Origin of the sequence: Pseudomonas gebzensis (assembly GCF_034427815.1) — a bacterium.
Lineage (GTDB): Bacteria > Pseudomonadota > Gammaproteobacteria > Pseudomonadales > Pseudomonadaceae > Aquipseudomonas.
Window position 1 is genome coordinate 319,703 of the sequence record NZ_JAXQNS010000006.1, and the last position, 18,886, is coordinate 338,588.

The window sequence follows — 18,886 nt, forward strand, 5'->3', positions numbered from 1 at the left end:
GTCATGCATGGCCGGGATTTTCGCGGCCAGCACTTGCAGAACAAATATTATGGTATACCATCAGACAACAAGACCCGATAACCTCCCCAGGAGCCGCTCATGAGTTTCGAAATCCGCAAGATCGTCACCTACTCCGAAGAAACCCGCATCGAAGGCTTCAAAGCCACCGACAAGCCCGTGACCATGGTCGGCCTGGCCGTGGTGATGAAAAACCCGTGGGCAGGTCGCGGTTTCGTTGATGATCTGAAGCCTGAAATCCGTGCCAACTGCTCGGAACTGGGCGCGTTGATGGTCGAGCGTCTGATTGCTGCCATTGGCGGCGCGGACAAGATCGAGGCCTACGGCAAAGCGGCCGTGGTCGGTGCTGACGGTGAAATCGAACACGCCTCGGCCGTGATCCACACCCTGCGTTTCGGCAACCACTACCGTGAAGCGGTTCAGGCCAAGAGCTACCTGAGCTTCACCAACAAGCGCGGCGGCCCAGGCACCTCGATCCAGATCCCGATGATGCAGAAGGACGACGAAGGCCTGCGTTCGCATTACATCACCCTGGAAATGCAGATCGAAGACGCCCCGCGTGCCGACGAGATCGTCGTGGTCCTGGGTGCTGCCGATGGCGGCCGCCTGCACCCACGCATCGGCAACCGCTACATCGACCTGGAAGAACTGGCTGCCGAAAAAGCCAACGCTCAATAACAATAACCAGACGGGCCGGCGCGACGGTTGACTGCGCCGGCCTGCAAGGAGCGTCATCCATGATTCAGCCTGTCGCTGAACGTACGCCGGCCGGGACCAGCTACCTGAGCCAAGGCCAGGGGCATCCCGTGGTGCTGATCCACGGCGTGGGCCTGAACAAGGAAATGTGGGGCGGGCAGGTCGTTGGCCTGGCCAACGAACACCGCGTCATCTGCTACGACATGCTCGGCCACGGCCAGAGCCGCGTGCCGACCGCCGACACGCCGCTCGAAGGCTATGCCGAACAACTGGCCGAGCTGCTTGACCACCTGCAGATTCCCCAGGCCACCGTGATCGGTTTCTCCATGGGCGGCCTGGTGGCCCGCGCTTTCGCGCTGAACTACCCGCAACGTGTGTCTGCCCTGGTCGTGCTCAACAGTGTGTTCAATCGCTCCGCCGAGCAGCGTGCCGGTGTCATCGCACGCGCCGCGCAAGCCGCCGTGCTGGGCCCGGACGCCAACGTCGACGCCGCCCTGGACCGCTGGTTCAGCCGCGAGTACAAAGCCGCCAACCCAGCGCAGGTCGCCGCGATTCGCCAGACCCTGGCGCAGAACGACCCGCAGGGTTATCACACCACTTATTCGCTGTTCGCCACCCAGGACATGTACCGCGCCGACGACCTGGGCAGCATTCTGGCACCGACCCTGATCGCCACCGGCGAGCTCGATGCCGGCTCCACGCCTGCCATGGCCCGTCAGTTGGCCGCGCGCATCCCGAATGCGCACAGCGTGGTGCTCGCCGAGCAACGGCATATGATGCCGGTGGAAGCTCCGCGTGACGTCAACAAGATGCTGCTGGACTTCCTCAAGCAAGCGCGCACCCTCAACGAATCCGCAAAGGGGATTGTTGCATGACCCTCACACGTTTCCAGATGTGCATCGATGGCCAATGGGTCGACGCGCAGAGCGGCAAGACCTTCGACAGCCTCAACCCGGCCACCGCGCAAGCCTGGTCGCAACTGCCCGATGCCGACGAAAGCGATGTGGAGCTGGCCGTGCAATCGGCCCAGCGCGCTTTCGACAGCAAAGCGTGGCGCGGTCTGACCGCCACGGCCCGCGGCAAACTGCTGCGCCGGCTGGGTGACCTGATCACCGAGAACAAAGAACACCTGGCTCAACTGGAAAGCCGTGACAACGGCAAGCTGATCCGTGAAACCCGTGGCCAGGTCGGTTACCTGCCCGAGTTCTTCCACTACACCGCAGGCCTGGCCGACAAGCTCGAAGGCGGCACCTTGCCGTTGGACAAGCCCGACCTGTTCGCCTACACCGTGCACGAGCCGATCGGTGTGGTCGCCGGCATCATCCCGTGGAACAGCCCGCTGTACCTGACCGCGATCAAGCTGGCGCCTGCGCTGGCCGCCGGTAATACCATCGTGCTGAAACCGTCCGAGCACGCCTCGGCGACCATCCTCGAGCTGGCGCGTCTGGCGCTGGAAGCCGGTTTCCCGGCAGGTGTGGTCAACGTAGTGACCGGCTACGGCCCAACCACCGGCGCCGCCCTCACCCGCCACCCGCTGGTGCGCAAGATCGCCTTCACCGGCGGCGCCGCCACCGCCCGTCACGTGGTGCGTAGCAGCGCCGAGAACTTCGCCAAGCTGTCGCTGGAGCTGGGCGGCAAGTCGCCGAACATCATTTTCGCCGACGCCGACCTGGACAGCGCCATCAACGGCGCGGTGGCTGGCATCTATGCCGCCTCCGGGCAGAGCTGCGTGGCAGGTTCGCGCCTGCTGGTACAAGATGAGATCTTCGATGAGTTCGTCAGTCGCCTGATCGAGCGTGCCAAGCGTATCCGCATCGGCAATCCGCAAGATGACGCCAGCGAAATGGGCCCGATGGCCACCGCCCAGCAACTGGCCGTGGTCGAAGGCCTGGTCGCTGCAGCCAAGGCCGAAGGTGCCAAACTGCACCTGGGTGGCAAGCGTGCCGAGGTCGAGGGTGACGGCTGGTTCTACGAGCCGACCCTGTTCGAGTGCGACAGCAACTCGATGAGCATCATGCAGGAAGAGGTGTTCGGCCCAGTGGCCGCGGTGATCCGCTTCAAGACCGAGGAAGAAGCGCTGGCCATGGCCAACGATTCGCAGTTCGGCCTGGCAGCAGGTATCTGGACCCGCGACCTGGGCCGCGCCCACCGCCTTGCGCGCGACGTGCGTTCAGGCATCATCTGGGTCAACACCTATCGCGCCGTGTCGGCCATGGCGCCGATCGGCGGCTTCAAGAACAGCGGCTACGGCCGCGAGAGTGGCATCGATTCGGTGCTCGCCTACACCGAGCTGAAGACCGTGTGGATCAACCTGTCCACCGCGCCGATGCCCGATCCCTTCGTGATGCGCTAAGAGGAAGGCCCAGATGATCGAACCTGGCATCTACAAAGACGTGATGGGCTCGTTCCCGTCAGGCGTCACGGTGGTCACCACCCTGGACGCCGACGGCGGCATCGTCGGCATCACCGCCAGCGCGTTCAGCGCGCTGTCGATCGATCCGGCGCTGGTGCTGTTTTGCCCCAACTATGCATCGGACACCTACCCGATCCTGCGCGACAGCAAGAAATTCGCGATTCACCTGCTGTCTGCCGAACAAACCGCCGAGGCTTACGCCTTCGCGGGTAAAGGCAAGGACAAGGCCAAGGCGATCGAGTGGCACCTGAGCGAGCTGGGCAACCCGCTGTTGCCCAAGGCCACGGCGATCATCGAGTGCGAGCTGTGGCGCGAATACGACGGCGGCGACCACGCCATTATCGTCGGTGCGGTCAAGAACCTGGTTCTGCCGGCCGAACCGATGACGCCGATGGTCTATCACCGCGGCAAACTCGGCGCCTTGCCGCCGCTCGGCTGATCTACCCTGTGCGGGGCGTTCGCAAGACGCGCCGCGCGGTTGCCGCGTAAGCCACCTGCGAACACACGGCACACCCTTTTGGGGGCTACGCGTCTCACCCTCGGTTGTAGCCCCCGTTTTGTTTTGGAGCAGCGCAGATGAGTAACGAGAAATACGAAAAAGGCCTGCAGATTCGCACCCAGGTGCTGGGTGAGGAGTACGTCAACCGCTCTATCCAGAACGCTGACGAGTTCACCAAACCGCTGCAGGAACTGGTCACCGAGTACTGCTGGGGGCATGTCTGGGGCCGTGATGGCTTGTCGCTCAAAGAGCGCAGCATGATAAACTTGGCCATGATTTCCGCGCTCAATCGCCCTCACGAACTCAAGCTGCATATCCGTGGTGCGCTGCGCAACGGCCTGAGCCGTGAACAGATTCGCGAGATCCTGCTCCAGGTCGGCATTTATTGCGGCGTGCCCGCGGCGGTAGACAGTTTCCGCCTGGCCCGCGAGGCCTTTGCCGAAGCCGATGCCGAGCCAACCCGATAACAACGGGCTGTTTGAACCACTGCAGGAAGCACACGGGGTTCCGGTGCTTTCGTGATGTTGGCGCACAGCCTCTATTAGAGCGCACCCGATGAAACGCCAGCCCCTCGACGACAGCTTCAAGGTCAACCGCAATCCTGTCACCCTCCGCGAAATCGTGCTCGACAAGCTGCGCGGCGCGATCATGAACTTCCATCTGCTCCCGGGCGACCGCCTGGTCGAGCGCGACCTCTGTGACCGCCTCGGCGTGAGCCGCACCTCAGTGCGTGAAGCCTTGCGCCATCTCGAATCCGAGGGCCTGGTGGAGTTTGCCGACGCCAAGGGGCCACGGGTGGCCATCATCACCCTGGAAGACGCCCGCGACATCTATGAGCTGCGCTGCGTGCTCGAAGGGCTGATCGTCCAGCTGTTCACGCTCAACGCCAAGAGCAAGGACATTCGCGCACTGGAGCGGGCACTGGAAGAGAACCGCGAGTCGCTTGAACAAGGCGAGTTGCAGCAGGTGCTCGAATCGGTGCAGGGGTTCTACGATGTGCTGCTCGAAGGCTCGGGCAACCGCGTTGCCGCGCAGCAACTGCGCCAATTGCAAGCGCGCATCAGCTACCTGCGCGCCACCTCTGTGTCGCAGCAGAATCGCCGCGGCGCGAGCAATCGCGAGATGGAAAAGATCGTCGAGGCGATCAAGAGCGGCGACCCACACGCGGCGCACCAGGCATCGGTGGATCACGTCCGCGCCGCCGCTGCCGTGGCACTGGACTACCTGCGCCAGAAACAGGATGACGCCACGCAGATACGCCCGATCGCCGAACCCTTCACGCTCAAGGCTCCCCGCATAGGCCGCTGATCATGCCCAACGCCCCGCGCTTCTGCCCCCATTGCACCCAGGCGCTGGCTCGGGGCGTTCCCGCCGGCGATACCCACGAGCGTCTGTATTGCGCGTGCGGCTATATCCACTATGTGAACCCCAAGATCATCGCCGGCTGCATCATCGAGCGCGAAGGCAAGTACTTGCTGTGCCAGCGCGCGATCCCGCCGCGGCCGGGCACCTGGACGCTGCCAGCCGGCTTCATGGAGGCCGGCGAAACCACCGAAGATGCAGCCTTGCGTGAAGTCTGGGAAGAAACCGGCGTACGTGCCGAAATCGTCTCGCCCTACTCCATCTTCAGCGTGCCCAAGATCAGTGAGGTATACATCATCTTCCGCGCCATGACCGTCGAAGAAACCGGCGAGTACGGCCCGGAAACCCTGAGCTACCGCTTCTTCGAACCGGATGAGATCCCTTGGGACGACATCTACTACCCCGCCATCCGGCAGATCCTGGAACGCTACATTCTCGAGCGCCAGGCCGGGGTGTATGGCATGTACATGGGCAACGACGACACCGGAAAAGTGCACTTCATGCGCTGATCGCCATGCTTCCAGGCTTGCGCAAGCGCGCCAGCTGAAATACTGTACACACATACAGCCACCAAGGAAGCCATTCATGGCCAGCACCGCGCCGCAGACCCCCAGCAGCTATGTCCAACTGGGCACCCGCATTCAGAAAATCATCAACGGCCCCACTGCTCAACGCAGTCGAGCCGCGTTGATCTTTCGGCAGGCAGATGAGTCTGCGCAAGACTGGGAAACCTTGCTGGAAGAAATAGCGGAAAACGATAACGTCACCTTGGCGCACCGTGACGATGGCGGCGTGCAGGTGTTCTGGACGCTACCCAAAGACGACTGAGTTGCCCGGCTGCGCTTAAACCAGCGCTTGCAGGTAAGCGCTGGCCTGACGATAGCGTGTCAGCCGCTGCCAGTCGGCAGGGCCCGGTTCAGGGATGCGGGTGAGGTCACTGTTGTCGGCCAGATCCGCCAGTTTGACCGCACGCGCCAAGGGGTCGCTGCCCAAGCGCACCACGAAGTCTTCATAAGGTTCGCCAGCCCGACGGCTGAGCGCCAGCAGCGCGGCAAGTATCTTCAGGTTGAAGCCTGCGCGGGCAAGATCGGACAAGCTCAGGCTGGTGTCCTCGATCACATCGTGCAGCACGGCAACGATGCGCTCTTCGGCGGTGGACATCCGCTTCATCACCCGCAGCGGATGCAGGATGTAGGCTGAACCGCCCTTGTCGACCTGCCCATCATGGGCAATGGCAGCGATGACAATGGCCTTTTCCAATGTAGACATGAGGCCTCCGCGCTTATGCATATGCACGTTCAAGCATAGCTGGGAGGACACCCTGCACGCGAGCCGTGCGCGCGCATGCGCACAGGTTCAACGTTCGATGCCATGCTGAATCACCACCGAGTCGGTACCCAGCCGTGCCATGACATCGGCCTTGCGCACTTCAGCTTCAGCCTTGCTCGGGAAAGGCCCCATCAATACCACCGGCTTGCCGGCGCGGTACTCCACCGAAGACGGAATGCCCTTTTCGATCAAGCGCGCGGTCATGTCACTCAACGCGCCCATGTTCGCGCCTTGAATCACCTCGACATCCCATCCGTCGGGCGCCGGCTGGTCAGCCACCGCCTCTGCGCGGCGCTGCAGGTCAGCACCACCACAGACTTCACGAATCTTCAGATTGCTGCCCGTGTCATCGACGATGACCTCGTACTGGCCGTCGTGCTTGATCGCGACGTAGCTGCGGTAAGCCTCGAACTGGCCCAGGTCGTCCTTGCCGCGCACCTGGCCGCAGAGCGTGCCATGTGTATCCATCCGCACGTTGGCGAACTTGGCGGTCTTGGGGTTGCTCAGGTGTTCGGCGACCTGCTTGTGCACGCCCTCGACTTCGTTCTCGCAACCGACCAAGGCCAGTGCTACCGCTACCAATGCCAGTTTTCGCACGCATCTATCTCCCGTTTCGAAGCGGCGGATTCTACCACGCCGGGCGCCGAGCGCCGGAAGCGCGGCCTTCTCCCTGAAGCCATGGCCAATGGGGGCTGCACCGGTACGCGACACAATGCCGCGGCGCACCGATGTTTGACCACAACGAAAAAGGGCGACCCTTTCGGATCGCCCTTTGACTGCCCGCCGAGCGGGACTTAATTTGGTAGGCACAATTGGACTCGAACCAACGACCCCCACCATGTCAAGGTGGTGCTCTAACCAACTGAGCTATGTGCCTGTCGTGTGGGGCGCATATTAGAGGGGAGACAGTTTCCTGTAAAGCGCTTTTCTTCAAATTAATCAGAAATTTGCGTGACGTGCGGCGCGCCGCGACTGCACGCACCCGCCCCGGAATAAAACCCCCCATAAACAAAAAGGGCGACCCGTTTGGGTCGCCCTTCTCATCGATTTGGTAGGCACAATTGGACTCGAACCAACGACCCCCACCATGTCAAGGTGGTGCTCTAACCAACTGAGCTATGTGCCTGTCGTGGGGCCGCATTCTACGCAATAGATAATCGGTGTCAACACTTTTTTACGCGCTAACCCCCTGAATCCTAATAAATTTATGACCTGATACAGAGGCAGGCCTGGACAGCATGAATTTTCATCGGCGACTAGCCGGTGTTTATTATTATTGATAGGATCCGCTAAACCGTTAAAAATATAGAACACGAGGTCTTTCCCGCCATGGCCAATACCCCCTACCCGCAGTCCTATTACGCCGACTCGGCCAACCCAGTGCCAGCAAGGCCGGCGCTGCAGGGTGAGGTGGAAACCGATGTCTGCATCATTGGCGCTGGCTACACCGGCCTGTCCAGTGCGCTGTTCCTGCTGGAAAACGGCTTCAAGGTGCGCGTTGTCGAAGCGGCCAAGGTCGGTTTCGGCGCCTCCGGCCGTAACGGCGGTCAGATCGTCAACAGCTATAGCCGCGACATCGATGTCATCGAGCGCAGCGTCGGCCAGCAGCAGGCGCAACTGTTGGGCCAGATGGCATTCGAAGGTGGCCGGATCATCCGCGAGCGAGTAGCCACCTACGGTATCGACTGCGCCCTGAAAGACGGCGGTGTGTTTGCTGCATTGAAACCCAAGCAGATGGATCACCTCGAAGCTCAGAAGCGCCTGTGGGAACGCTACGGTAACCACCAGCTGGAGCTGATGGACCGCAACCGCATCCGTGAAGTGGTGGGTTGCGAGAACTACATCGGCGGCCTGCTCGACATGAGCGGTGGCCATATCCACCCGCTCAACCTGGCCCTGGGCGAGGCGGCGGCGGTGGAATCGCTCGGCGGCACCCTCTACGAGCAAACCCCGGCCATTCGCATCGAGCGCGGCGCCAATCCCGTGGTTCATACGCCCCAAGGCAAGATTCGCAGCAAGTTCATCATCGTCGCTGGCAACGCCTACCTGGGCAACCTGGTACCGGAGCTCGCCGCCAAGTCGATGCCCTGCGGCACCCAAGTCATCACTACCGAGCCCTTGGGTGACGCGCTGGCCAACAGCCTGCTGCCGCAGGACTACTGCGTGGAAGACTGCAATTACCTGCTCGACTACTACCGCCTCACCGAAGACAAGCGGCTGATCTTCGGCGGCGGCGTGGTGTATGGCGCGCGCGATCCGCAGAACATCGAAGCAATCATCCGGCCAAAGCTGCTCAAGGCCTTCCCGCAACTGCAGAACGTCAAGATCGACTACGCCTGGACCGGCAACTTCCTGCTGACGCTTTCACGCCTGCCGCAAGTGGGGCGCATCGGCGACAACATCTATTACTCGCAAGGTTGTTCGGGCCACGGGGTGACCTACACGCACCTGGCCGGCAAGGTGCTGGCCGAAGCCCTGCGTGGCCAGGCAGAACGCTTCGATGCGTTTGCCGGCCTGCCGCACTATCCATTCCCGGGTGGCCAGTTGCTGCGCGTACCGTTCAGCGCTTTGGGCGCCTGGTACTACAGCTTGCGTGATCGCCTCGGCTTCTGAACCCCGGCGGGGCGCCCTGCCCCGCCCCCCCGCTTACTCCTGCAAACGGCTGATTGCCTGGCGCGCCGCCACTTCCTGACCGGCCCGCGCCAGCGCCTCGGCGGCCTGCCGCCAGCGCTGATGATCCACCTCAGCGGGCAATTGCCGTGGCGGTTGGATCAGTACCGCCCAACTGCCCTCCTGCTGCCACGCCTGCTCGAAATCACTGAAATCGACCAGGCGTCGCCGATCCATGCCTGCGCGCAGCAGCAGGCGCTGCTTGTAGCGGTCGTAACCGATCACCACCGCATAGCGCGGCTCGGCCCAGAAACTTGAGCCTTCGCGGTAACGCACCAGCACCGGATTGCCCGCCGCCACTTGCACCAGCAGGGCCTGCAGATGCTTGTCCAGCGGGTACACCACCATGCCGTAGTCACGTGCAACGCGGGGAATCGAGGTGTCCAGCCGGTCGGCCTGCTGGGGCAGCTTCAACGGCTCATCCAGTAGCCCTGGCGTGATGTTCACCCCTTGCTGAGACAACAGTGCCGCCAAGGCCAGGGCACCGCCGTGGTTGGCGTTGCCGCGGAAGAACGGCACGCTGCTGATTTCCACCCGCTGCGCCAACCCCTTGGGCAGCGGCGGCGGCGCGCTGGCGCAACCGGCAAGGCTGGCGATCACCAGGCAGACGGCAAGCCAGCGGCACCGGTTCAAGGCATAAGGCGGGGAAGATGGCTGCGACATGATCTCTCGCTTGTCGGTGCCAGGCGGAGGGCGCCTGGCTGGGCCAACGATGATAGGCCGCGCGCTAACGTCGGTACAGCCCGGCGCCACGTCCGGGTACTGGACCATCGGTCAATTGAACGCCAGCGACTTGTGGCTAGAATTCACACGGTAGGGCCCGAGTGACTATTCACCCAGGCCAAGGAGCTGACCATGAGTCTGACGATGGCGATCTGCATGCTGGCGCTGATGTGGACCAGCGTGGCCCTGGCCATGCTATGGGGCGTGCTGCGCATTCTGCGTCGCCATTCCCCTGCCCCGCCGCCACTCAAGCCTTCCCCACCCCGGCGGCCTACGCTTGAGCGCTAGCCGCCGCAGTACAACGCATCATCCTGATGTTCAACCCTGCTTGGCGTCACCTTTGCTTCGTGCCCGGCGCGCGATGATGTTGAGCAGTTCGATCAGCGTCGAGAAGGCCATCGCCGCGTACACATAACCCTTCGGCACATGAGCGCCAAAGCCTTCGGCGATCAAGGTCATGCCGATCATGATCAGGAAGCCTAGCGCCAGCATCACCACGGTCGGGTTGTCGCTGATGAACTTGGCCAGCGGATCGGCCGCCACCAGCATGACGATCACCGCGCTGATCACGGCGATGACCATGATCGGCAGGTGCTCGGTCATGCCCACGGCGGTGATGATGCTGTCGATCGAGAACACGATGTCAAGAATCAGGATCTGCACGATGGCCGCGCTGAAACCCAGGGTCACCGTCGAACCGGCCTTGGCCTCTTCCTTCGCGCCATGCGGATCGACGCTCTCATGAATTTCCTTGGTCGCCTTCCACAGCAGGAACAGGCCACCGGCAATCAAGATCATGTCTTTCCATGAGAAGGCGTGCCCGAACACCTCGAACACCGGCTCGGTCAGTTGCACGATCCAGGCCACGGTGCTGAGCAGCGCCAGACGCATCACCAGCGCCATGCTGATACCGATACGCCGCGCCTTGGAGCGATAGGCCTCTGGCAGCTTGTTGGTCAGGATCGAGATGAAGATCAGGTTATCGATACCCAGCACGACTTCCATTGCCACCAGCGTGGCCAGCGCCACCCAAGCGGTGGGGTTTGAGGCAAGTTGCAACAGGTAGTCCATGGTTCAGCTCTCTGCAATGGCATCATTGGGCCGCGCCAGGCGCGGCATCGCGAGCATGGTAGCCGGCAATAATCATCAGGAAAATTCGTTTTTTTAACAGGTATACTTCGCTATTTACGAAGTGTGCGCCGTCCTGATGCTCAACTACCGTCAGCTTCACTACTTCTGGGTCACGGCCAAGACCGGCAGCATCGTCCGTGCCAGCGAACAACTGAACCTCACCCCGCAGACCATCAGCGGGCAGATCAGCCTGTTCGAGCAGGCCCACGGCATCAGCCTGTTCCAGCGTGCCGGGCGGCAGCTCGAACTGACCGAAAGCGGCCGACGCACGCTGGCTTATGCCGAGCAGATGTTCCAGATCGCCGGCGAGCTGGAAACGCTGCTGCGCACCTCCCCGGACGAACAGCCCGTGCTGTTTCGCGTAGGGGTGGCAGACATGGTGCCCAAGTCGATCGTCTATCGTTTGCTGGCGCCGGCCATGACGCTGGAGCGCGCGCTGCGCATCAGTTGCCGGGAAGGCCCGCTTGAGCGGCTATTGGCCGACCTTGCGATCCAGCGCCTGGATCTGGTGATCTCCGACAGCCCCATGCCCAGCCACCTGGACATCAAAGGCTATAGCCAGAAACTGGGGGAATCGGGGCTGAGCTTCTTCGCCACCCCCGCCCTGGCCCGCCAACTGCCGCCTGCTTTCCCAGCATGCCTGGACAACGCACCGCTGCTGATTCCCGGGCAGGACACCATGCTGCGTAGCCGTCTGCTGCGCTGGCTGGCCGAGCAACAGCTGCAGCCGCAGATCATCGGCGAGTTCGATGACAGCGCATTGATGCAGGCTTTCGGCCAGTCAGGCAGCGGGCTATTCGTGGCACCGAGCGTGATCGCCGAAGAGGTCTGCCGGCAGTGCGCGGTGCAGTTGATCGGGCAGACCGAAGCGGTGACCGAAGCGTTTTACGCCATTTCAGTGGAGCGCAAGGTCAAGCATCCCGGGATCATTGCCATTACCGAGGGCGCACAGCGCGAACTGTTTCACGGCTGAGGGCTGCCTGAACGCTGTCTGCGCAGAGCCCAGAGAAGGTCGGTGGCGACCTCGCGAAACGGGGCGAGCATGCGCAATGCACTGCAGAGCATGCGTATTCCGGGGGACGCCGAGTCGGGGACGCCTAGCTGGGAACGCCTAGTCGGGGGACTCCTGATCGTAGGCGCCTGGTCGGGACCACCTAGCTGGACCACTTAGCCAGGGCCGGCCTTCCAGCCCCGTTTCATCACACTAGGCGTGAGTGCAGACAGATTTCAGAAAGAGCCTAACAGCGGTCGTGAACGGCCCGCGACGGGCTATGGTAGAGTCCGCCGCTCATTGTTCGAGGCTCCGCAGCACATGTCCGTCGTCTTCCGCCTGCTCAACCGTATCAGCCTGGTCACCCAGATCGTCATCGCCCTGATCGCCGGCATTCTGCTGGCGATTTTCGCACCTGCCGTGGCGGCAGACCTGACCCTCCCGGGCACGGTCTTCGTCTCTGCCTTGAAAGCGGTCGCGCCGATTCTGGTATTCGTGCTGGTGATCGCCTCCATCGCCAACCACCAACAGGGCCAGCAAACGCACATTCGGCCGATTCTCTGGCTGTACTTGTTCGGCACCTTCTCTGCCGCGGCACTGGCCGTGGTGGTCAGCATGCAGTTTCCCTCAACCCTGGTGCTCAACCTGCACCAGGGTGACCTGAGCGCCCCCGGTGGTATCGGCGAAGTCTTGCAAGGCCTGTTGCTGAGTGCGGTACAGAACCCGGTAAAGGCCTTGGTCGAGGCCAACTTCATCGGCATCCTCACCTGGGGCATCGCCCTTGGCGTGCTGCTACGCAAGGCCGGCAAGGCCACCCGCGGGTTGGTCGACGACCTGTCCAAGGCCGTGACTGATCTGGTGCGCCTGGTGATTCGCTTTGCACCCCTGGGCATTTTCGGCCTGGTCGCCTCGACTCTGGCTCAGACAGGTCTGCAGGCGCTGGTGGGCTACGGCCACCTGCTCGCCGTCCTGATCGGCTGCATGCTCGGCGTGGCGCTGGTGATCAACCCGCTGATCACCTTCTGCATGATCCGCCGCAACCCCTACCCGCTGGTACTGCAGTGCCTGCGCGAGAGCGGCATCACGGCGTTTTTCACCCGCAGCTCGGCGGCCAACATCCCGGTCAACCTGGCGCTGGCGGAAAAGCTCGGCCTGCATGAAGACACCTACTCGGTATCGATCCCGCTCGGCGCCACCATCAACATGGCCGGCGCTGCCATCACCATCACCGTGCTGACCCTCGCCGCCGTGCATACCCTCGGCATCCATGTCGACCTGCCCACCGCCCTGCTGCTGAGCGTGGTGGCGTCGGTCTGCGCCTGTGGGGCTTCGGGGGTGGCCGGGGGGTCGTTGCTGTTGATTCCGCTGGCCTGCGGCCTGTTCGGCATTCCCAGCGAGGTCGCCATGCAAGTGGTGGCGGTCGGCTTCATCATTGGCGTGCTGCAGGATTCAGCAGAAACCGCGCTCAACTCCTCCACCGATGTCATCTTCACGGCCGCCGCCTGCGAGGCGATGGACCGTCGCAGCAGCTGACCTTGCGCCGGCCAGCCAATGCTGGCCGGCCACCCGGCAATGAGCATGGCCATTGCCTAACCCCCACCTACCTCCTACGCTAGTGGCCTTTTCATCGCATCGAGACAAGGCCATGTCAGACCAGCACAGCGCGGACGTTGCACGCTTCAACGAGGTCGAGATCCGCGTCCTCGGCTCACTGATCGAAAAGCAAGCCACCAGCCCGGAAAGCTACCCGTTGACCCTCAACGCGCTGGTCGTGGCCTGCAACCAGAAGACCAGTCGGGAACCGGTGATGAATCTCACCGCTGGCCAGGTAGGCCAGGCCTTGCGCGCGCTGGAAGGCCAGGACATGGCGCGCCTGCAGATGGGCAGCCGCGCGGACCGTTGGGAGCATCGCCTGGACAAGGCCCTGGAGCTGGTCCCCGCACAGCGAGTGCTGCTGGGGTTGCTGTTCCTTCGTGGCCCACAGACCCTCAGCGAGCTGCTCGCACGCAGCCAACGCCTTCACGAGTTCGAAGACCTCGATCAAGTCCAGCACCAGCTGGAGCGCCTGGTAACCCGCGAGCTGGCCCTGCACCTGCCACGCCAAGCGGGCCAGCGCGAAGACCGCTACACCCATGCCCTGGGCGACCCGGCGCAGACCGAAGCGATCCTGGCCGCGCGCCAGCACGCAGCGGCGGGCGATGCACCCCGCAGCAGTGGTGCGGTTCCAGACGATCGCATCGAGGCACTCGAAGCCCGCCTCGCAGCCCTGGAAGCGCGGCTGTCAGCGCTGGAAGGCTGACGCGGCTGGCGCATCTGCCTCAGGAAATTGACGACAGCTCTTGCGCTCGGCCATCTCGCGCGCGGTCGGCCGCTGATCGACGAACACCGTGCTGCCGTCGGCATAGATTTCCAGATAGCCCCAGTGCAGGTCGGGTTCGTGCTGACCGGGTTTGGGCGGCACGAGCCACCAGGGTTCACGGCTGATCAGGCGCATCGGGCGGCTCCGCTGAAGGGGACAGGCTTCACTATAGCCCGCCCCCTGGCCTGGCTATTCGCCGCAGGTGGTGCGATCGAGTACCGGGGTTTCGGCGCGGTGCAGGGTCAAGGCGCTGTTGATGATGCCGATGTGGCTGAACGCTTGGGGGAAGTTGCCGAGCATGCGCTGGCTGCGCGGGTCGTATTGCTCGGCCAGCAAGCCGACATCGTTGCACAACCCCAGCAGCCGTTCGTACAGCGCGCGCGCTTCGTCCTTGCGGTCGAGCAGCACGTACACATCGCACAGCCAGAAGGTGCAGACCAGGAACGTGCCTTCGCCAGCGCTCAGCCCATCGGTGCAGGTGTCGGTGTCGTAGCGCATCAACAGGCCGTCCTGTAACAGGCGCCGCTCGATCTGTTCCACGGTGCGCACGAAACGGGGGTCAGCGGCCGGCAGGAAACCGGTCAGGGCGATCTGCAACAGGCTGGCGTCCATCTCTTTCGAGCCATAGGCCTGGACGAAATACTGACCACTCGGGTCGAGCCCCTGCTCACACACTTCGCGGCGAATCTGATTGGCGATCTCGCGATAATGCTGGCCGCGCTCGACGTCCTGCTCGGTCTCTGCCAAGCTCGCCGAGCGGTCGAAGGCCACCCAGGCCATCACCTTGGAATGCACGAAGTGCTGACGCTGGCCGCGCACTTCCCAGATCCCTTCGTCCGGCTCTCGCCAGATGCTTTCCACGAACGGCAGGATCAGCCGGGCGATGGCTGCGCTGCGCGGATGGCGCGGCAAGCCGGCCTTGATCGCCTGGCTCATGGCATCGGCCACCTCGCCGTAGATATCCAGCTGACGCTGCCCGGCGGCGCCGTTGCCGACGCGCACTGGCTTGGAATGCTCGTAGCCGGCCAGCCACGGCAGGTCGTATTCCTGCAGATCGCGCTCGCCCGCCAGGCCGTACATGATCTGCATCTGTTCGGGGTTGCCGGCAACCGAACGCAACAACCATTCGCGCCAGGCTTGCGCCTCTTCCACATAACCGAGGTTGAGAAACGCCAGCAGGGTCATCGTGGCATCACGCAGCCAGCAATAGCGGTAGTCCCAGTTGCGCTCACCACCCAGGCGTTCGGGCAAGGAGGTGGTCACTGCCGCGACGATGCCGCCAGTGGGCGCGTAGGTCATGGCTTTGAGGGTGATCAGCGAACGCCGGACCTGCTTGCTGTAGGCACCGACCTCCGGGCAGCGCCCGGCAAAGGTCCGCCATTGGTCCACGGTCTGCGCGAACACGTAGTCGATATCGAAACCCGGCTGCACTGGCAGATGCGAACGCTCATGGCGCAGGCTGAAGGTCTCGCGCTCACCCGCACTGATGCGAAAGCGCGCCACGGTGTGATGGTCGATTGAGTGGGGCGCCACGCTGCTGACCAGCACCAGCCGGTCCGGACCTGCCACCGCCGTGAGCGTGTGAGGATCCAGTTTTTCTACCCAAGGCACGGTACGGCCGTAGTCGAAACGCATCACCAGATCCATCTCGAAATGCACTTCGCCGCTCAGACCCTCGATGATGCGTACCACCGAATTGCCATCGCTCAACGGCATCAGGTCCAGCACCCGCGCGCTACCGCCTGCGGTAACGTAGGTGGTTTCCAGCACCAGCGTGTCGTCCAGGTAGCGACGCTCGCTGTGCTCGACGAGGTCGGTGGGGGCAATGCGCCAGCGACCATTTTCTTCATTGCCCAACAGGCTGGCGAATACTGCCGGCGCATCGAAACGCGGCAGGCACAGCCAGTCAAGCGAGCCGTTACGGTTGACCAGGGCTGCGCTTCGGCAGTTGCCGAGCAGCGCGTAGTCTTCGATCAAAGCGGTCATGGGGGCCTCAGCGGTCAGTCATCGTATTGGCGGTGGATCGCCGCAGGGGCTGGAGAACCTGTCGAAACCCGGCCAGGCTACGCCTGGCCTGAGGTTCAACACGCCTGATACCCCCCGGCGCGGCGCTGTAAGTCAGCCCAAGTCGTGCCACTGGCGCTTGTCGCGCGTCAGCAATTCATCTCCGGCAGCCGGGCCATCTTCACCGGCTGGATACTCATGCACCTCGCCCCCTTGAGCCCAGGCATCGAGGAACGGCTGCACGGCGCGCCAGCCGTTTTCAATGTTGTCGGCGCGCTGGAACAGCGTCTGATCGCCGGTCAGGCAGTCGTAGATCAGCGTTTCGTAACCGGTGGCCGGGGTCATCTGGAAGAAGTCCTTGTAGGCAAACCCCAGCTCGACATTCTGTGTGATCAGTTCCGGGCCAGGCCGCTTGGCCTGCAGGTCGAACCACATACCCTCGTTCGGCTGAATCTGGATCTTCAGGTAATTGGGCTTGGGCCGTGCCAGCGCAGAATCGCGGAACTGCGCGTACGGCGCCGGTTTGAAGCAGATGGCGATTTCCGTGTCGCGCACGCTCATGCGCTTGCCGGTACGCAGGTAGAACGGCACGCCGGCCCAGCGCCAGTTATCGATCATGACCTTCAGAGCCACGTAGGTTTCGGTCTGGCTGGCGGGCTCGACGTTGTCTTCTTCACGGTAACCGCCAAGCGCTTTGCGGCCCTGCTTGCCAGCCGCGTATTGACCGCGTACCGAGTTCTTCAATGCCAGCTTGCTCGACCAGGGCCGAATGGCGCCGATCACCTTGGCCTTCTCGCCACGAACGGCATCGGCACCGAAGGCCGCGGGCGGCTCCATGGCGACCATCGCCAGCAGCTGGAACAAGTGATTGGGCACCATGTCGCGCAGCGCGCCGGTGTTGTCGTAGAAGGCGCCGCGGGTCTCGACGCCGACGGTTTCGGCGGCAGTGATCTGCACATGGTCGATGTAGTGGTTGTTCCAGAACGACTCGAACAGCCCGTTGGAGAACCGGCTGACCAGAATGTTCTGCACGGTCTCCTTGCCCAGGTAATGGTCGATCCGATAGATCTGCCGTTCGCTCATCACGCTCAGCAGGCAGGCGTTCAACGCCTGGGCGCTGGCCAGGTCGGTGCCAAAGGGCTTTTCCACCACGATGCGGCGAAAGCCCCCGGCGGACTCATCCAGCAACCCGGACTCACCCAAGCGTTTGGCCACTTCCGGGAAGAAACGCGGGGAGGTGGCGAGGTAGAAGATCGCGTTGCCGTGTTCGGTCTGGGCGATCCGCTCACCGACGGCCTGGTAGGTGTCGGCACTCAGGAAGTCGCCGGTCTGGTAGTCCAGGCGCTTGGCCAGGCTGGCCCAGAGTTTTTTATCGAGGCTCGAAGGCGCCCCCTCCCCCCCGGCATCGCGTTCGGCCAGGAAATCGTGCAAGCGCTCGGCGAAGGCTTGAGCGGTCGACTCGTTATGGTCGACGCCAACAATGCGCAGGTTGCGATCCAGCAGCCCGTCACGGCTGAGGTTATACAGCGCTGGCATCAGCAGGCGCTTGACCAGATCGCCACTGGCGCCGAACAGGAACAGCGTGCACGGTGGAGCGGCGGGCGTCTTCGGTGCACTCATGGGCTTTTCTTCTCCACATGACCACCAAAGCCCAGGCGCATGGCCGAGAGCACTTTGTCACCGTAAGTGCCTTGCTGCTGGCGCGAGCGGAAGCGCGCAAACAGCGCGCTGGACAGCACCGGCACCGGGGTCGCCTGCTCGACGGCAGCGTCGACGGTCCAGCGCCCTTCGCCGCTGTCGGACACCGAGCCGCTGAACTGCGACAGGTGCGGATCGGCGGCCATGGCATCGGCGGTCAGGTCCAGCAACCAAGAGGTGATGACGCTGCCGCGGCGCCAGACTTCGGCGATTTCCGGCAGGTTGAGATCAAAGCGCTGCGCTTCGGGCAACTCATCGCTGCCCTTGCTGCGCAGCAGGTCGAAGCCTTCGGCATAGGCTTGCATCAGGCCGTACTCGATGCCGTTGTGCACCATCTTCACGTAATGACCAGCGCCCGGCGGGCCGGCGTGCAGGTAGCCGTGCTCGGCACGCTGGTGCTCGCCGGTCAGGCCGTGGGTGCGCGGAATGTCACCGACGCCCGGGGCCAGGGCGGCAAACAGCGGTTCCAGGCGCTCGAACACGTCCTTTTCGCCACCGATCATCATGCAGTAGCCGCGCTCCAGGCCCCACACGCCGCCCGAGGTGCCGACGTCAAGGTAATGCAGCCCGCGTGTGGCCAGTTCGGCGGCGCGGCGCATGTCGTCTTTATAGAAGGTGTTGCCGCCATCGATGATCGAGTCACCCGGCTCCAGCAGATCAGCCAGTTGCGCGATGGTCTGCTCGGTAGGTGCCCCGGCGGGAAGCATGACCCAGACCGCGCGGGGCGCTTGCAGCGCGTTGACGACCGCTGCCAGGTCATGGGCTGCCACAGCGCCCTCGCCTGCCAGCGTTTCTACAGCCTGACGATCACGGTCGTGCGCGACGATAGTGTGCCCCGCGCGCATCAACCGTCTTGCAATGTTGCCGCCCATGCGGCCCAGCCCGACGATTCCTAATTGCATGTGCCGGTGCTCCTACTTAATTTGATGACAAGAGAATGAAGATATTCAGATTAGTCCCGCGCGCTGGCCGAGGGTTCAGCATGCGCGAAAC

Annotated in this window: 21 protein-coding genes and 2 tRNA genes; 13 read left to right on the forward strand and 10 right to left on the reverse strand. The window is 63.2% G+C overall.

The features are described from left to right. The first annotated feature begins 99 nt into the window (after positions 1-99). The 8 genes from SJI00_RS14110 to SJI00_RS14145 all read left to right on the forward strand — a co-directional run bounded on the left by SJI00_RS14110 (position 100) and on the right by SJI00_RS14145 (position 5,816). On the forward strand, positions 100-696 hold the full coding sequence (locus SJI00_RS14110; protein WP_312936666.1) for an amino acid synthesis family protein: 597 nt from the start codon (positions 100-102) through the stop codon (positions 694-696). A gap of 59 nt (positions 697-755) precedes the next feature. Further along, positions 756-1,589, forward strand: coding sequence for an alpha/beta fold hydrolase (locus SJI00_RS14115; protein ID WP_322462321.1), 834 nt, complete (start codon positions 756-758; stop codon positions 1,587-1,589). After that, a complete protein-coding gene (locus tag SJI00_RS14120; protein WP_322462322.1) occupies positions 1,586-3,067 on the forward strand; it encodes an aldehyde dehydrogenase in 1,482 nt (493 codons plus the stop codon). Before SJI00_RS14115 ends, SJI00_RS14120 begins: the two co-directional genes overlap by 4 nt. A 13-nt stretch (positions 3,068-3,080) precedes the next feature. Continuing rightward, positions 3,081-3,566, forward strand: a complete 486-nt coding sequence (locus SJI00_RS14125; RefSeq protein ID WP_322462323.1) for a flavin reductase family protein — start codon at positions 3,081-3,083, stop codon at positions 3,564-3,566. 137 nt (positions 3,567-3,703) lie between these two features. Beyond that, a complete protein-coding gene (locus SJI00_RS14130; RefSeq protein ID WP_312936659.1) occupies positions 3,704-4,093 on the forward strand; it encodes a carboxymuconolactone decarboxylase family protein in 390 nt (129 codons plus the stop codon). An 88-nt stretch (positions 4,094-4,181) separates the two neighbouring features. Continuing rightward, on the forward strand, positions 4,182-4,934 hold the full coding sequence (locus SJI00_RS14135; protein WP_322462324.1) for a GntR family transcriptional regulator: 753 nt from the start codon (positions 4,182-4,184) through the stop codon (positions 4,932-4,934). Positions 4,935-4,936: 2 nt separating this feature from the next. Next, a complete protein-coding gene (locus tag SJI00_RS14140; RefSeq protein WP_322462325.1) occupies positions 4,937-5,497 on the forward strand; it encodes an NUDIX hydrolase in 561 nt (186 codons plus the stop codon). A 76-nt stretch (positions 5,498-5,573) separates the two neighbouring features. Next, on the forward strand, positions 5,574-5,816 hold the full coding sequence (locus SJI00_RS14145) for a DUF1654 domain-containing protein (protein WP_322462326.1): 243 nt from the start codon (positions 5,574-5,576) through the stop codon (positions 5,814-5,816). A 15-nt stretch (positions 5,817-5,831) separates the two neighbouring features. On the opposite strand, the gene SJI00_RS14150 is transcribed toward SJI00_RS14145, so the two are convergent. From SJI00_RS14150 to SJI00_RS14165, 4 genes are all read right to left on the reverse strand, one after another. Next, complete coding sequence (locus tag SJI00_RS14150; RefSeq protein ID WP_322462327.1) at positions 5,832-6,257, reverse strand: GTP pyrophosphokinase; 426 nt, start codon at positions 6,255-6,257, stop codon at positions 5,832-5,834. Between the two features lie 87 nt (positions 6,258-6,344). Beyond that, positions 6,345-6,914 (reverse strand): SPOR domain-containing protein, encoded by a 570-nt coding sequence (locus SJI00_RS14155; RefSeq protein WP_322462328.1) that lies wholly within the window; start codon positions 6,912-6,914, stop codon positions 6,345-6,347. Between the two features lie 203 nt (positions 6,915-7,117). Next, positions 7,118-7,194: transfer RNA gene (locus SJI00_RS14160), tRNA-Val, on the reverse strand. Between the two features lie 172 nt (positions 7,195-7,366). After that, positions 7,367-7,443 (reverse strand) — tRNA-Val (locus SJI00_RS14165). 203 nt (positions 7,444-7,646) lie between these two features. Between SJI00_RS14165 and SJI00_RS14170 the strand changes: the two genes are divergently transcribed. Continuing rightward, the gene (locus SJI00_RS14170; RefSeq protein ID WP_322462329.1) at positions 7,647-8,930 is read left to right on the forward strand and encodes an NAD(P)/FAD-dependent oxidoreductase; all 1,284 of its coding nucleotides are present in this window, start codon (positions 7,647-7,649) and stop codon (positions 8,928-8,930) included. Positions 8,931-8,963: 33 nt separating this feature from the next. On the opposite strand, the gene SJI00_RS14175 is transcribed toward SJI00_RS14170, so the two are convergent. Next, entirely contained in the window at positions 8,964-9,704 is a 741-nt protein-coding gene (locus tag SJI00_RS14175) for a peptidase C39 family protein (protein WP_416221043.1), read from the reverse strand. Between the two features lie 138 nt (positions 9,705-9,842). On the opposite strand from SJI00_RS14175, the gene SJI00_RS14180 reads away from it, so the two are divergent. Then, positions 9,843-9,998, forward strand: a complete 156-nt coding sequence (locus tag SJI00_RS14180; protein ID WP_322462331.1) for a hypothetical protein — start codon at positions 9,843-9,845, stop codon at positions 9,996-9,998. Positions 9,999-10,028: 30 nt separating this feature from the next. On the opposite strand, the gene SJI00_RS14185 is transcribed toward SJI00_RS14180, so the two are convergent. Further along, positions 10,029-10,781 (reverse strand): TerC family protein, encoded by a 753-nt coding sequence (locus SJI00_RS14185; protein WP_322462332.1) that lies wholly within the window; start codon positions 10,779-10,781, stop codon positions 10,029-10,031. A 136-nt stretch (positions 10,782-10,917) separates the two neighbouring features. On the opposite strand from SJI00_RS14185, the gene nhaR reads away from it, so the two are divergent. From nhaR to SJI00_RS14200, 3 genes are all read left to right on the forward strand, one after another. Continuing rightward, positions 10,918-11,814, forward strand: coding sequence for a transcriptional activator NhaR (nhaR, locus tag SJI00_RS14190; RefSeq protein ID WP_322462333.1), 897 nt, complete (start codon positions 10,918-10,920; stop codon positions 11,812-11,814). A gap of 339 nt (positions 11,815-12,153) precedes the next feature. Next, a complete protein-coding gene (gene sstT / locus SJI00_RS14195; protein ID WP_322462334.1) occupies positions 12,154-13,365 on the forward strand; it encodes a serine/threonine transporter SstT in 1,212 nt (403 codons plus the stop codon). 112 nt (positions 13,366-13,477) lie between these two features. Beyond that, positions 13,478-14,131 carry a YceH family protein gene (locus tag SJI00_RS14200; RefSeq protein ID WP_322462335.1) on the forward strand — a complete coding sequence of 218 codons (654 nt, stop codon included), beginning with the start codon at positions 13,478-13,480 and terminating at the stop codon, positions 14,129-14,131. Here SJI00_RS14200 and SJI00_RS14205 read toward each other — a convergent pair. The 4 genes from SJI00_RS14205 to gnd all read right to left on the reverse strand — a co-directional run bounded on the left by SJI00_RS14205 (position 14,114) and on the right by gnd (position 18,795). Further along, the gene (locus tag SJI00_RS14205; RefSeq protein ID WP_322462336.1) at positions 14,114-14,326 is read right to left on the reverse strand and encodes a hypothetical protein; all 213 of its coding nucleotides are present in this window, start codon (positions 14,324-14,326) and stop codon (positions 14,114-14,116) included. The genes SJI00_RS14200 and SJI00_RS14205 overlap by 18 nt on opposite strands. 54 nt (positions 14,327-14,380) lie before the next feature. Beyond that, a complete protein-coding gene (locus SJI00_RS14210) occupies positions 14,381-16,177 on the reverse strand; it encodes a glycoside hydrolase family 15 protein (protein WP_322462337.1) in 1,797 nt (598 codons plus the stop codon). A gap of 132 nt (positions 16,178-16,309) precedes the next feature. Beyond that, complete coding sequence (gene zwf / locus SJI00_RS14215; protein ID WP_322462338.1) at positions 16,310-17,815, reverse strand: glucose-6-phosphate dehydrogenase; 1,506 nt, start codon at positions 17,813-17,815, stop codon at positions 16,310-16,312. Beyond that, positions 17,812-18,795, reverse strand: a complete 984-nt coding sequence (gene gnd / locus SJI00_RS14220) for a phosphogluconate dehydrogenase (NAD(+)-dependent, decarboxylating) (protein ID WP_322462339.1) — start codon at positions 18,793-18,795, stop codon at positions 17,812-17,814. The genes zwf and gnd overlap by 4 nt, the downstream gene beginning before the upstream one ends. Between the last annotated feature and the right edge of the window lie 91 nt (positions 18,796-18,886).

What these genes read in the sequence shown, in the direction of transcription:
- SJI00_RS14110 (WP_312936666.1), top strand. Translation starts at nt 100, where the DNA reads ATGAGTTTCGAAATCCGCAAGATCGTCACCTACTCCGAAGAAACCCGC.
- SJI00_RS14115 (WP_322462321.1), top strand. Translation starts at nt 756, where the DNA reads ATGATTCAGCCTGTCGCTGAACGTACGCCGGCCGGGACCAGCTACCTG.
- SJI00_RS14120 (WP_322462322.1), top strand. Translation starts at nt 1,586, where the DNA reads ATGACCCTCACACGTTTCCAGATGTGCATCGATGGCCAATGGGTCGAC.
- SJI00_RS14125 (WP_322462323.1), top strand. Translation starts at nt 3,081, where the DNA reads ATGATCGAACCTGGCATCTACAAAGACGTGATGGGCTCGTTCCCGTCA.
- SJI00_RS14130 (WP_312936659.1), top strand. Translation starts at nt 3,704, where the DNA reads ATGAGTAACGAGAAATACGAAAAAGGCCTGCAGATTCGCACCCAGGTG.
- SJI00_RS14135 (WP_322462324.1), top strand. Translation starts at nt 4,182, where the DNA reads ATGAAACGCCAGCCCCTCGACGACAGCTTCAAGGTCAACCGCAATCCT.
- SJI00_RS14140 (WP_322462325.1), top strand. Translation starts at nt 4,937, where the DNA reads ATGCCCAACGCCCCGCGCTTCTGCCCCCATTGCACCCAGGCGCTGGCT.
- SJI00_RS14145 (WP_322462326.1), top strand. Translation starts at nt 5,574, where the DNA reads ATGGCCAGCACCGCGCCGCAGACCCCCAGCAGCTATGTCCAACTGGGC.
- SJI00_RS14150 (WP_322462327.1), bottom strand. Translation starts at nt 6,257, where the DNA reads ATGTCTACATTGGAAAAGGCCATTGTCATCGCTGCCATTGCCCATGAT.
- SJI00_RS14170 (WP_322462329.1), top strand. Translation starts at nt 7,647, where the DNA reads ATGGCCAATACCCCCTACCCGCAGTCCTATTACGCCGACTCGGCCAAC.
- SJI00_RS14180 (WP_322462331.1), top strand. Translation starts at nt 9,843, where the DNA reads ATGAGTCTGACGATGGCGATCTGCATGCTGGCGCTGATGTGGACCAGC.
- SJI00_RS14185 (WP_322462332.1), bottom strand. Translation starts at nt 10,781, where the DNA reads ATGGACTACCTGTTGCAACTTGCCTCAAACCCCACCGCTTGGGTGGCG.
- nhaR (WP_322462333.1), top strand. Translation starts at nt 10,918, where the DNA reads ATGCTCAACTACCGTCAGCTTCACTACTTCTGGGTCACGGCCAAGACC.
- sstT (WP_322462334.1), top strand. Translation starts at nt 12,154, where the DNA reads ATGTCCGTCGTCTTCCGCCTGCTCAACCGTATCAGCCTGGTCACCCAG.
- SJI00_RS14200 (WP_322462335.1), top strand. Translation starts at nt 13,478, where the DNA reads ATGTCAGACCAGCACAGCGCGGACGTTGCACGCTTCAACGAGGTCGAG.
- SJI00_RS14205 (WP_322462336.1), bottom strand. Translation starts at nt 14,326, where the DNA reads ATGCGCCTGATCAGCCGTGAACCCTGGTGGCTCGTGCCGCCCAAACCC.
- SJI00_RS14210 (WP_322462337.1), bottom strand. Translation starts at nt 16,177, where the DNA reads ATGACCGCTTTGATCGAAGACTACGCGCTGCTCGGCAACTGCCGAAGC.
- zwf (WP_322462338.1), bottom strand. Translation starts at nt 17,815, where the DNA reads ATGAGTGCACCGAAGACGCCCGCCGCTCCACCGTGCACGCTGTTCCTG.
- gnd (WP_322462339.1), bottom strand. Translation starts at nt 18,795, where the DNA reads ATGCAATTAGGAATCGTCGGGCTGGGCCGCATGGGCGGCAACATTGCA.